This window comes from Legionella fairfieldensis ATCC 49588 (genome assembly GCF_000621525.1).
In the GTDB taxonomy this organism is placed as follows: Bacteria; Pseudomonadota; Gammaproteobacteria; order Legionellales; family Legionellaceae; genus Tatlockia; species Tatlockia fairfieldensis.
On record NZ_JHYC01000019.1, the window covers coordinates 58,064 to 69,269 of the forward strand.

An 11,206-nucleotide genomic window follows, 5' to 3' on the forward strand; every position below is an offset into this window, starting at 1 on the left:
CTCAGGAAGGACAGTGACAGCTCCGGTGGAGGATGTTAATGTGGACACCTGTTTTCTCTTTGCCCAACATCTTAATGAAGAAGGATGCTTAAGTTTATGTTTGGATCAACAAGGCAAACTGATAGCGCCCCTGGCACAGCGTAGCTTTATTGAAATTATAGCCTTACAGACTAACAATAGCCAAACAATCATTGTAATCTCAGGGAAACATTTCAGTTTCCATCAACTCGAATTAGCACGGCTCTCTGATAAAAAAGCACGTGTAGCTATTCCTTATGCTCTGGAAGACAAGCTTGCCCAAAGTGTTGACACCCTTCATTTTGCTTTTTCACGCGACTACTATCAAAATGGCCATTATCTCGTCCTGGTAAGTGACAAAATTTATTTACAAGAGCTAATAAAAACACTTAAAAGTCACGAGATTTATTTTAATACCCTGACCGTTGACTGGTTTGCACTTAAAATAAGTGAAACTGCTGTCCTTGATACTGGCTTACTGGTAAATAGCGAAGCGTTCAAAGGCGCTCTAAGTCTCGATCTAAGTACTTTTTATGGGGAAAAAGAGGAAGAAGCTCACACATTTTATGTATTCCCGGATAGTAACAAAGCCTTCTCTGTAAAAAGAGAATTATCAGCTACTGAAATTCACGAGTCCTCCTGCCATTGGCTGGCTCAACGTTTGCAACAGATAAAACCAATAAACCTTTGCCAGGGTGATTTACAATTGGGTAAGGGGCAAACAAAAACGAAGCGTTTGTATCAGGCGGCTATTGGAATGAGTTTGCTTTGGTTATTAAGTTTTCTTGTCGTTAATATAGCTAATCTTTACGTCCTTAATCAGCAGATTGCTGCTATAGATACAGAGATCGCTATCATTTACCGCGAATTTTTCCCGCAATCTCAACAGGTAATCAGTCCTAAGTTTCGCATCAGCCAACTTATTAAAGCCAATCAAAATCACACCAGCGACCTTTTTTGGCTGCTTCTTAACAAGTTATCTAACGTTTTTAAAAGTGCGGCAGTAACCATTGAACAATTACGGTTTCAAAATCAAACCCTGTTAGTTACGCTGTCTACGAAGAATTTTGAAAGTTTGGAGGCACTGCAAACTCGCTTACAGCAAGCTAAAGTCAAAGTCAAACAAACACAAGCTTCCACACATGATGCACAGGTAGTCAGTACATTGGAGTTAAGTTTGTGATAATAACCTATTGGAATAATCTGAATGAACGGGAACGCATAATAGTGAGCATAGGTATAGCTTGCGTTCTAATCTACTTATTTTATCTTTTGGTTTATCATCCTCTCATTAATACAGTTCACTTTAAATCAGCGCAGCTTAAAGAAAAACAGGCAACCCTTCTCTGGATGCAACAAATTCGTGAACAATCTAAAAATGAAAAGACAACGCAACCTATTACAAACACCAGGTTGCTCGCCTTAATTGGCAATCAATTAACACAAAATAATTTAAAACAATTTCCGTATCAACTGGAGCAAACGGGAAGTGGGGATATCCAATTATCTTATGCACGGGTACCTTTTAACCCTTTCTTATTCTGGTTATGGAATTTAAATAAAGATTACGCGATTACTCTTAAACAATATACCAGTGAGCGTACGGATACAGCGGGGATTGTAAAATTAAATATTGTCATTACTGCAAATCAATAAGATATATTGATATTTCCCTGGACATTATTCCAATTTTTTATTACCGCTCCTTGTTTCATATCCGGGGGTAAATTGTTGAATGCTCTTTGTGCCTCTTCATAATTCAGGTAACTGCCATACAACCCCGAATAATAAGACTTACCATTACGATAATATCTAATCTGCGCGCTACGGTTATTTTTCGGCATTCTATAAAGTTTATTGGCCACCCACGATGCTTTTGCATCATTAGCAATTTCAATAGTATAACTATTGGGATTTTGCACTCTCACCCATCTCTCATCAACCTCTTTATGGGAGACAGGTCTGTATAAGGTGGACTTACGGGAGGTAGACGAACCATAGATATGCATATAATAAGATTCCGGAGAAGTGATATCAATTGGCGAACGGGAATAATCCTTTTGCTCCATATGACGTTCCATGTAGCGTTCATAATCTCTTTCATTAGCAAACTTTGTATTTTCGTAAGCATAAGGTTTATAACTGATATATCTTTCATCATAAGGGGCCACTCTACTACAGGAAGATAAACTGGCCGCACAAAGACAAAGGGTTAAAAAGTGGAGGTTTCTCATTGTGGCGCCTTTATTTTTAACGTTTACCCTGACTTACAATTGTTATCTGCCTAATCTGAAAAAACTTTAGATCTGTTGAGTTGTTTTAATTCAGCGTATCGCATACAGTATTGGTTTTAATTGAGTGATTAGTTATGTGGACTCACCGACGCTCCGGGCAAACTCATCAACGAGGTAATCAAGATCATCGCGATCCTTATGAAAGGGACAGAACCCGCGTTATTCATTGTCCTGCCTTTCGCCGTTTACAACGAAAAACACAAATTTTAGGTACTGATGAAGGCGATTTTCATCGTACTCGACTTACCCATTCATTAGAGGTTGCTTCTATAGGCCGAAGTATTGTACGAAATCTGACTATAAATCAACCACCCTCTATCTTACCGGGTTTACTCCCCAATGATGATTTAATTTCAGTAATTTGTTTGTTACACGATATAGGGCACCCTCCTTTTGGTCATGGTGGTGAAGTGGCATTAAATTATATGATGAGAAATCACGGCGGTTTTGAAGGCAATGGACAAACCTTGCGTCTGCTGACTAAGGTAGAAAACAGTTATGGGATTTATGGACTTGATTTAACACGGCGTGCGCTATTAGGTATTCTCAAATATCCGGTTAAACGATCACAGATCATTGCAACCGAATTGCCAAAAACGGTTGAAACGTTGCATAAAACTATTCGTATTAATGATTGGTTACCTCCCAAAGCTTATTTTGATTGCGAACAGGCTGAAGTAGACTGGCTTCTGTCTTCCTTTAGCGAGCAAGATAAAATCCTGTTTCAATCACTAAGCAAAGCGCCTCAAGCTAAACAGCATGGACAGGCCGCTTATCATAGTTTCGATTGTTCCATTATGGATACGGCTGACGATATAGCCTATGGAGTACATGATCTTGAGGATGCTATTCATTTACGTTTAATCAATCGTGTTCACCTGGATAATGCCGTTTTTCGCGAACTTCTTGCAGAAACGAATTTAGCAAAAAACCAAAATCAGCTTCTTGACTCTCTATTTAGCCAGGAACTCTATCAACGTAAGCAGGCCATAGGAGAATTAGTTAATTATTTTATTACCAGCACTCATATTACCCTGACTCATGAAGGCTTTGAAAACAGTCTCCTGCGACATAATATTACCCTGCGTCCCGAAGCGGCAACCTTACTTAATTACCTGATGCAGTGTATTTACAAACATGTAATCGATTCACAAGAGGCACGCACTTTTGAATACGGTGGACAAACTGTTGTACTGCGCCTTTTTGAAGCCATAAGCTCCAATCCTGCAAGTTTATTAGATACCAAAAATCGTCTTTTATTTCTCGCCGCAGACAATGATGAAGCAGCAGCTCATCGAGTAATTTGTGATTATATAGCAAATATGACTGATGAATATGCGCATCGCATGCACGAACGTCTATTTGGTTTTAATACAAGAACTATTTTTGAACGACTTTAAAGCAATGGCGTCCCCCAAGGGGATTCGAACCCCTGTAGCGGGATTTGAATTAGCGACTACGCCAAATATTAGCCCTACTATAATGGCGTAAACCTCTCCAACAATAATAATAAAAGGTCACCAACCTTTGGCATCAATATTATTGATTTGTAATATGAGTGACGTAATAATAGCTAATAAAAAACTATAATTGATAATAAAAATATCTCTCGAAAATATTATTTTAGCAGAGCGATTTTTTCGTGGTTTAAATAATTTGTCATTTTCTCTGACCAAAATACAACGAGTATAATAACAGGTAATGCATTAAGTCCTTCGGTTCAGTTATTGCTTGCTCCATATTGCATAACAATATAGGCCAGAACATACATTCCAATTAAGAGTAGGGAATAATGATTTAAACGAGCCATTTTCAAATTCCTTCCAGCGAACAACATGAGCTCCAACGTGCTAAACACATCCATACACATTTAATACATGTTGAAAATTCAACACGTAACTACTTGATTTTATTGGCTCCCCGGGACGGGCTCGAACCGCCGACCTAATGATTAACAGTCGCCGCCTTAGCCATCAATCGCAGTATGCTACAACAAATAACAATAATGAAATCAATCATCTATTAACAAGCTTATTGTTGCTAGTCGTTATCATTTATTGCCATTATTTGTGGCGTAGTGTCCCAAGAAATCAATTTTAAATTGATATATTTTTAGATGTTTATTGAGAAACTGTGCCTGCACCACTCCTCAATGCTTTATGCAACTTATTGTGACTTACCCCGCAGGTCAATTTCCCAAATGTCTTCAACCATACCATTATTTACAATATAAAATTTATCATAAAGATTAATTGTAGGATCACAATGAGGAACAATAAGCTCTAGAACCTCGCCACTTTTAGGCAGTTTGCAATTCTTCTCGGCAGTGATTTTTCCATGTTCATCACCAAATCCGCCCCAGTCATAATGCAACCCTTTGTGACTGATAATTTTAGGCTTATTCTGGGTATCAAAATAAATGGATTTTGTTCCGCTATCAACGGTGACATGCTCCTTTCTATTACTACTAATGACTGTAGTCAAAAGAGTCATTGCAGGCTTAAATGTAGTGAATGAAGAACTATCAGTTTTAGAACCGATTATGCCATATTCAACATCCATAACCGTATAAGATCCAGGTTGAATTTCTGTGACTTCCGAGGCTTCAACATCGATATCGTAAGTGCCGGTTCCTGTACCTGTAAGGATTGAACAAGGCAGTCCAGACTTTTTAAATTGTTTCACCACAGCACTTGCCATCTCCATGACCGCTAATGAACGATTCTTTCTTTCATCGTAGGAACATATATGTTGAAGGTTGCCCGCATAGCACTGAATCCCCATAAGGTTTAACCATGGTAATGATACTATTTTATTAGCAAAATTTAGCGCATCTTCTGATTTTATGCCTGTTCTACCTATTCCGGGGTCTAAGTCAATTAACACATTGATTTTGGCCTGAATCGTTTGACCGGCTTCGTTTAAATCCTGCAAATTTTTTTCATTATCTACCACCACAAGGGTTTCAGGCGCTTTTTGTATACAAGTGATTAAGCATGCAATTTTATTTTTAGTGACAATGGGTGAAGTAATTAAAATATTCTTTATTCCTGAATCAATTAGGACTTGCGCTTCCGAAATTTTCGCAGCACTAATACCTACTGCGCCATATTCTATTTGCAGCTTAGCCAATTTAGAGCATTTGTGCGTTTTTACGTGGGGGCGAATGTTTACTTGAGTCATGTGCGAATGTTGGCGCATGATATTTAAATTAAATTCCAATGCACTTTTATCAATAACTAAGCATGGCGTATCTAAATCATTTTTGTTTATTTTGGATGGTATTTGTGACATAAGACTCTCTTGAATAAAATTTAATGCTTATCGACAATCAGTATTTATAGTTAGCAAAACACGGGAGTTATTGATAACTAAGAGGCGTAACTATAACAAATAATTGAAGCATTGTTTGACAGATTATGAGATGCGTAAGTATTATTCTTTGTGGGTTTTTATCAACAGCTATAAATAAGCAGGAAGCGTCGTGAGTAAAATAGATTTAAAGTTAAAGTCTCTTTTTGACCAAAAGTAATTGCCGAAGGATTCTTAAATACTATCCCAGAAAGTATATTTAAAACTCAATTATCTATTGTAATGAATGATTAGATTAAAAAATTTACTTCTTATTTTACTAAACTTAATGCTTTCTTTTTAAAATCTTATTTTAGCTTGTTTACATTCTAAAATAATTTCCCACACATACAAAATGTAATTTTTTATCTCTAAAAATATTAATATAAATCAAAAATAAACAATAAATTACAAAATGCATTAAAAAATATACGTAGTTGGTACGGATAACTATTAACTCTACGCAGTGCAATAATGCAGCTTAGATGTAATCTGTATCGGAGTATTTATGAACGTAGAGTTTGAGTTTAAAGTATTAGCCAACAAGATAAAAATGGAAAGAAGGCAAAGAGCTTATGAAATATGCTTTAATTTTCCTTCATTTAGAACAAATGAATCAGAAGATGTATCGGAGGTTAATGCTGCAAAACTGAAGTTTATTTATTGTCCGAAAGATTCTCTATTGGAATTTCACTCATTGCAAACTTATATTGATCAATACATCAACATTCCTATTTCTTTAGAAGTCGCTGCTTGGTCTATACTTGATGATATCTTTGACAAACTACAACCTTGTTATGCGATGGTAATTGTAGAATCCGAATTACCTGATGGAGCAACGGTGAATATTAAAGCACAAAGAGGTTGGCAGAAAGAAAAAAACACTTATAGCAGTCCTTCTGTATCTCAAGAAGTTAGCCTTTAGAATTATGAAAAAAAATATTTTACTTGGAGTAAGTTCTGGGATCGGGGCAAAAGATACGATTCATTTAATTCAATTACTTACTACGCTATTTAACGTAAAAGTAATGGTTAGCAGTCGAGCTGAAAATTTTTTTGATTTAAATGAGTTGAAATCACTTGTGCCAGTCTTTGATGATCATAGTGAATGGTATACATGGAAAAAACGTGGTGATGAAGTGTTACATATATCTTTAAGAAATTGGGCCGATGTATTTTTAATCGCACCTTTGTCTGCAAACACTTTAGCAAAGATGACACAAGGAATCGCGGATAACTTGATTTTAACTGTCGCTAGGGCTTGGGTTTTAAACAAGAAGTCTTTGATTGTGGCTCCTTCGATGAATCGCTTCATGTGGGAGCACCCTCTGACAAGGCGCCAGCTTACTGAATTACACAGCTGGGGTATTCGTGAAATACCTCCACGATGCAAAATGTTATCAGGGGGTGATTTTGGTGTCGGTGCGCTGGAAAAACCTGAAATTATCTTAGCTTATATAGAAGACTTATTAAAAAATGGATAATCATGAACAAATCGTAACTATATTGCTTTCTTCTTCATTAATGAAGTTTTCTGCAGGACACTTTACGATATTTTCGGCAAATGCTCGTGAAACAATCCATGGGCATAACTTTAAAGTAGAATGCTTACTTGAATCCAAAATAAAGGAAAATGACTTAGTTTTTGATTACGAAATTTTTAAAAAAAATTTATACAGCTTTGTGCATTCCTTGATGAAAAGTTATTACTTCCCAAAAACTCGCCATATTTGGTGATAAAGCAAGATAGCTCTTCTGTTTATTGTTGGTATGGTTCTGAAGAAATGCGATTTCCCAATAAGGATGTAGTAATTCTACCAATTGCAAATATTACGATAGAAGCACTAGCAAGGTGGTTTTTAGAGCAAATAAAAGCAAAAACCAGTCTATTACATACTTGCTCAATAACTGCTATGGAAATATCGGTTTTTAGTAGTTCTTCTCAAAGAGGGATCAAATGGAAAAGAAATATCTAATTATTACCGGTGCAAGTAAGGGTATAGGATTTGCAACTGCGAAGTTATTTATTGAAAATCATTGGAATGTCATAAATATTTCTCGTTCACCTTGTCAATTAGAACAAGTAATTAATATTTCTGCAGATCTGGCATGTTCAGATGTAGTTAGTGATATTAAAAAACAAATTGACTCGATAATTAAATCTAAAGTTATTATTTGTGTTGTACATAATGCAGCCCTTTATAATCAAGATACATTACAGTCTTTAGATATTCAAAAATTGAGAGAAGTACTTGAAATAAGCCTTATATTTCCCTTAGCTATTAATCAATATTTATTAGAAAAAATGATTGTTGAATCTTCAATTATTTATATTGGCTCCACTTTATCTGAAAAAGCAATACACGGTGCTGCCTCTTATGTAATTTCAAAGCATGCAAGTATAAGTATGATGCGTGTAACTTGCCAAGATTTAGTTAAAACTGGTATTCACACCGCTTGTATATGTCCAGGTTTTACAAGTACTGAAATGCTAACCCAACATCTTCAAAATAAAGATGATATTGAGTCAATTATAAATAAATCTTGTTATGGTCGATTTATTGAACCGCTTGAGATTGCCAAGATTGTTTTGTTTACCGCAAATAATCCTGTTGTAAATGGGTCTGTATTGCATGCAAACCTTGGTCAAATAGAGTATTAATATTAATTAAAATTGTGAGGATGTATTATCATGAAAGATCATTTTGCCAAAATTATTACGGAGGCAGGAGAAAATATTCAGCGAGAAGGATTGCTAAAAACACCAGAACGTGCAGAAAAAGCATTTAGGTTTTTAACAAAAGGCTACCATGAGTCAATTGAAGATATTGTAAATGGTGCCATATTTGGAACTACTAATGATGAAATGGTCATTGTAAAAGATATAGAGCTGTACTCTCTATGTGAGCATCATTTATTACCTTTTATTGGAAAATGTCACGTTGCCTATTTGCCTAATGGCAAAGTTTTAGGATTATCAAAAATTGCTAGGATTGTTGATTACTATGCCAGAAGATTACAAATCCAAGAAAACTTGACTACACAAATTGCAGAAGAAATTTTAAAAATTACTGAGGCTCGTGGCGTTGCTGTTGTAATTGAAGCAAAACATTTGTGTATGATGATGAGAGGAGTTGAAAAACAAAATTCTTTGATGAAAACATCAACTATGATGGGAGCCTTTAAAGATTCTCAATGTACTAGAGCGGAATTTTTATCATTGATTCATTAATCATTTAAACGTCGTTAGGTGAGCATGTTATTTATGACAGATAACACAAAATTATTTTTATTTGTTCAGTCGATTCTATTATTGATGTTAGTACAATTGGGTACAGATATTTATTTACCTTCAGTGCCAGCGATTAGCGAAGCTTTAAACACGAATGAAACAATGGTTAAGTTATCCTTGACCATTATGATCATGATGCTTGGCTGCTCACAACTAATATATGGCCCTCTCTCAGATAGTATTGGCAGGAAGCAAACTATTCTCTACGGGTTGCTTATATTTATTATAGGTAGTTCTTTGCTTGTTTTTTCGCAAAGCTCTTGCCTATTACTTATAGGAAGACTCATTCAAGGTTTGGGATTGGGGTTTGGATTAAGCATAGCATCGGCTATAGCTAGTGATCTTTATGAAGGAAAAAAATTAAACAAGTCAATTAGCATTATATCTGCTGTTTATGCGGTAATGCCGGTAATTGCTCCAGTTATTGGAGGGGCAATACAAACCTACATTGGCTGGCAGGCTAATTTTAGTTTTTTATTTATTGCTGGTTTATTAATGTTTTGCATGGTCAAACCATTTTTTATCGAAACGAACACGAGTACCGGAGTTGAAAAATTTCGTATCAAAACCTTATTAAGGGTTTATGTTTTGTGTTTGAAAAATAAAGAGTATTGTTGTAATTTGTTCATTGCTACTTTGTTTTATGCGGGTGAAGTTTCTTATATTATTCAAATGCCTTTGGTTGCACAGCAACTATTTGGAATCTCACCACTTGATACTGGATGGTTAGTCTTATTTACTTCTGTGGCTATTTTTATAGGCAGTGGTTTTTCTGCGATTGCGATAAATTATATTTCAGTAAATGCTCTTATTTACTTAGGAGTATTATTTGCATTATTGGGAATAAGTTTAGCCTTTTTCTTTATGTGTTTTAATCATTATACCTTAGCAATGTTTATTTCTCCTATGGTGTTATTTATGTTTGGTTCAGGGATTGCTTTCCCTAACTGCATTAGCAATTGCCTCACTCTATTTCCTAATAGAGCCGGGGCTGCATCTTCATTGGTTCTAGGTTTACTAACCTTGCTAGGAGGATTTCTCACTATTGTTGTAGCAAAAATTCCGGCAGATAATTATAGTGCACTTACTTTATTTATTACGATAATTGTATTCTTCATGTTGATGATTTCAGTTATATTGAGGCGGATTTACACGATTCCGCAGGTAAAGTAAATTAGCCGCTAGCGGCTTTTATTTATCTAATTAAACTTCTGAGTAAGAATTTTACTATGATGAATTGCTAATCTAATATCCTGTCTAAAAATCTTATGCTCTGCTGTGGTTCTCCCATGTTTTAATGCATTTTGATTTAATTCAGGAGCTCCAGAGCCTCTTGCTCCGCCATGAACGCGGCAACGAGTTTTATCTCTAATAGCAGGGCAACGGCAAGGTTTACCATCATTTCCTTTTGTTCGTGCCCCACATCGAGGAGCAGATTCAAACGCATAGTTCTTTTTCTCGGTTCTTGAGGTTGTTTTCATATTTTATCCCTATTGCCCATACTCCCTTGAACATTTCCCACCACTGCTTGTCCACCTTGATGCACCTCTACTCTTTCAACTATTATTTTTTGCCCCCCAACCTCTTGTAGTTTTGCAAGAATGTTTGCTTGCTGAACAAAGCAATTAGCCAATTTTACTGTTGTATTTGTACAGTACTTTTTTAGCTCCAAGTCATCACATGCATTTGCATAAGCCATTGTTCGTTGTTGTAATTCGTGAACAGACATTATCAATGGCGCGAAGAAGTGGTTAGAATGTGGCGGTTTACTAAAAACAACGGCATTACGGAAGGATTCCATCGCAAGATGAAGCTGATTCAACGACGGACTTATGGATTTAGAAATTTTGAAAATTATAGATTAAGAGTTAGAGTGCTGTGTGGATGAGTGAAGTGCCCCCGGATTTGCACATCATTACCCATAAGTATTAATTACTGTTATTCAATTCAATAATAGTATACTGCTCGTCCGTATATCAGGATGATAAATATGAGTTGGGCAGCAGAAGAGATGAAAACGGTAAAGCCAGGTGACAAAAGACTTCACGCGCGGCTTCTTACTTTATTTGATAAATTAGGTAATTCAGCGAATCTAAGTATTCCAGCAGCATGTGGAGGATGGCACGAAACAAAAGCAGCTTATCGCTTCTTTGATCATGAGGCAGTGACTACAGAAAGCATTTTAATACCTCATATAGAATCAACATTTTCTCGAATGAAACAACATTCTGTGGTTCTTTTATTACAAGAT

Annotated in this window: 14 protein-coding genes and 1 pseudogene; 11 read left to right on the forward strand and 4 right to left on the reverse strand. The window is 35.9% G+C overall.

All coding sequences use genetic code 11. The features are described 5' to 3' along the window. Positions 1 to 13: 13 nt before the first annotated feature. Both gspL and gspM read left to right on the forward strand, forming a co-directional pair. A complete protein-coding gene (gspL, locus tag T345_RS0106985; RefSeq protein WP_051555178.1) occupies positions 14 to 1,201 on the forward strand; it encodes a type II secretion system protein GspL in 1,188 nt (395 codons plus the stop codon). After that, a complete protein-coding gene (gene gspM, locus T345_RS0106990; protein WP_242604586.1) occupies positions 1,198 to 1,674 on the forward strand; it encodes a type II secretion system protein GspM in 477 nt (158 codons plus the stop codon). Before gspL ends, gspM begins: the two co-directional genes overlap by 4 nt. Here the strand turns inward: gspM and T345_RS0106995 are convergent. Next, positions 1,668 to 2,252 carry an SPOR domain-containing protein gene (locus T345_RS0106995; protein WP_028388718.1) on the reverse strand — a complete coding sequence of 195 codons (585 nt, stop codon included), beginning with the start codon at positions 2,250 to 2,252 and terminating at the stop codon, positions 1,668 to 1,670. The genes gspM and T345_RS0106995 overlap by 7 nt on opposite strands. Positions 2,253 to 2,386: 134 nt before the next feature. Between T345_RS0106995 and T345_RS0107000 the strand changes: the two genes are divergently transcribed. Next, positions 2,387 to 3,712, forward strand: coding sequence for an anti-phage deoxyguanosine triphosphatase (locus T345_RS0107000; RefSeq protein ID WP_028388719.1), 1,326 nt, complete (start codon positions 2,387 to 2,389; stop codon positions 3,710 to 3,712). Between the two features lie 766 nt (positions 3,713 to 4,478). Here T345_RS0107000 and T345_RS0107010 read toward each other — a convergent pair. Beyond that, positions 4,479 to 5,606 (reverse strand): DSD1 family PLP-dependent enzyme, encoded by a 1,128-nt coding sequence (locus T345_RS0107010; protein WP_028388720.1) that lies wholly within the window; start codon positions 5,604 to 5,606, stop codon positions 4,479 to 4,481. A gap of 565 nt (positions 5,607 to 6,171) precedes the next feature. Here T345_RS0107010 and T345_RS0107015 point away from each other — a divergent pair. The 6 genes from T345_RS0107015 to T345_RS0107040 all read left to right on the forward strand — a co-directional run bounded on the left by T345_RS0107015 (position 6,172) and on the right by T345_RS0107040 (position 10,128). Further along, on the forward strand, positions 6,172 to 6,588 hold the full coding sequence (locus tag T345_RS0107015) for a tunnelling fold family protein (protein ID WP_028388721.1): 417 nt from the start codon (positions 6,172 to 6,174) through the stop codon (positions 6,586 to 6,588). A 4-nt stretch (positions 6,589 to 6,592) separates the two neighbouring features. After that, positions 6,593 to 7,147 carry a flavoprotein gene (locus T345_RS0107020; protein WP_028388722.1) on the forward strand — a complete coding sequence of 185 codons (555 nt, stop codon included), beginning with the start codon at positions 6,593 to 6,595 and terminating at the stop codon, positions 7,145 to 7,147. Further along, positions 7,140 to 7,400, forward strand: a complete 261-nt coding sequence (locus tag T345_RS14550) for a 6-carboxytetrahydropterin synthase (protein WP_051555179.1) — start codon at positions 7,140 to 7,142, stop codon at positions 7,398 to 7,400. The genes T345_RS0107020 and T345_RS14550 overlap by 8 nt, the downstream gene beginning before the upstream one ends. A gap of 220 nt (positions 7,401 to 7,620) precedes the next feature. Then, entirely contained in the window at positions 7,621 to 8,325 is a 705-nt protein-coding gene (locus T345_RS0107030) for an SDR family NAD(P)-dependent oxidoreductase (RefSeq protein ID WP_028388723.1), read from the forward strand. A 30-nt stretch (positions 8,326 to 8,355) separates the two neighbouring features. Then, positions 8,356 to 8,895, forward strand: coding sequence for a GTP cyclohydrolase I FolE (gene folE / locus T345_RS0107035; RefSeq protein ID WP_028388724.1), 540 nt, complete (start codon positions 8,356 to 8,358; stop codon positions 8,893 to 8,895). 33 nt (positions 8,896 to 8,928) lie between these two features. Further along, positions 8,929 to 10,128 (forward strand): multidrug effflux MFS transporter, encoded by a 1,200-nt coding sequence (locus T345_RS0107040; RefSeq protein WP_169733782.1) that lies wholly within the window; start codon positions 8,929 to 8,931, stop codon positions 10,126 to 10,128. A gap of 26 nt (positions 10,129 to 10,154) precedes the next feature. Here the strand turns inward: T345_RS0107040 and T345_RS0107045 are convergent, their stop codons facing one another. Both T345_RS0107045 and T345_RS15015 read right to left on the reverse strand, forming a co-directional pair. After that, positions 10,155 to 10,436 carry an HGGxSTG domain-containing protein gene (locus T345_RS0107045; protein ID WP_028388726.1) on the reverse strand — a complete coding sequence of 94 codons (282 nt, stop codon included), beginning with the start codon at positions 10,434 to 10,436 and terminating at the stop codon, positions 10,155 to 10,157. Next, a complete protein-coding gene (locus tag T345_RS15015; protein WP_207385055.1) occupies positions 10,433 to 10,654 on the reverse strand; it encodes a hypothetical protein in 222 nt (73 codons plus the stop codon). The genes T345_RS0107045 and T345_RS15015 overlap by 4 nt, the downstream gene beginning before the upstream one ends. A 30-nt stretch (positions 10,655 to 10,684) precedes the next feature. Between T345_RS15015 and T345_RS14780 the strand changes: the two are divergent. Both T345_RS14780 and T345_RS0107055 read left to right on the forward strand, forming a co-directional pair. Then, positions 10,685 to 10,843: pseudogene (locus tag T345_RS14780) on the forward strand (transposase); the annotation flags it as partial. 102 nt (positions 10,844 to 10,945) lie between these two features. Continuing rightward, positions 10,946 to 11,206: IS4/Tn5 family transposase DNA-binding protein (locus tag T345_RS0107055; protein ID WP_028388727.1), on the forward strand; the 261-nt coding region annotated here is incomplete at its 3' end.

What these genes read in the sequence shown, in the direction of transcription:
- T345_RS0106995 (WP_028388718.1), bottom strand. Translation starts at nt 2,252, where the DNA reads ATGAGAAACCTCCACTTTTTAACCCTTTGTCTTTGTGCGGCCAGTTTA.
- T345_RS0107000 (WP_028388719.1), top strand. Translation starts at nt 2,387, where the DNA reads ATGTGGACTCACCGACGCTCCGGGCAAACTCATCAACGAGGTAATCAA.
- T345_RS0107010 (WP_028388720.1), bottom strand. Translation starts at nt 5,606, where the DNA reads ATGTCACAAATACCATCCAAAATAAACAAAAATGATTTAGATACGCCA.
- T345_RS0107015 (WP_028388721.1), top strand. Translation starts at nt 6,172, where the DNA reads ATGAACGTAGAGTTTGAGTTTAAAGTATTAGCCAACAAGATAAAAATG.
- T345_RS0107020 (WP_028388722.1), top strand. Translation starts at nt 6,593, where the DNA reads ATGAAAAAAAATATTTTACTTGGAGTAAGTTCTGGGATCGGGGCAAAA.
- T345_RS14550 (WP_051555179.1), top strand. Translation starts at nt 7,140, where the DNA reads ATGGATAATCATGAACAAATCGTAACTATATTGCTTTCTTCTTCATTA.
- T345_RS0107030 (WP_028388723.1), top strand. Translation starts at nt 7,621, where the DNA reads ATGGAAAAGAAATATCTAATTATTACCGGTGCAAGTAAGGGTATAGGA.
- folE (WP_028388724.1), top strand. Translation starts at nt 8,356, where the DNA reads ATGAAAGATCATTTTGCCAAAATTATTACGGAGGCAGGAGAAAATATT.
- T345_RS0107040 (WP_169733782.1), top strand. Translation starts at nt 8,929, where the DNA reads ATGACAGATAACACAAAATTATTTTTATTTGTTCAGTCGATTCTATTA.
- T345_RS0107045 (WP_028388726.1), bottom strand. Translation starts at nt 10,436, where the DNA reads ATGAAAACAACCTCAAGAACCGAGAAAAAGAACTATGCGTTTGAATCT.
- T345_RS15015 (WP_207385055.1), bottom strand. Translation starts at nt 10,654, where the DNA reads ATGGCTTATGCAAATGCATGTGATGACTTGGAGCTAAAAAAGTACTGT.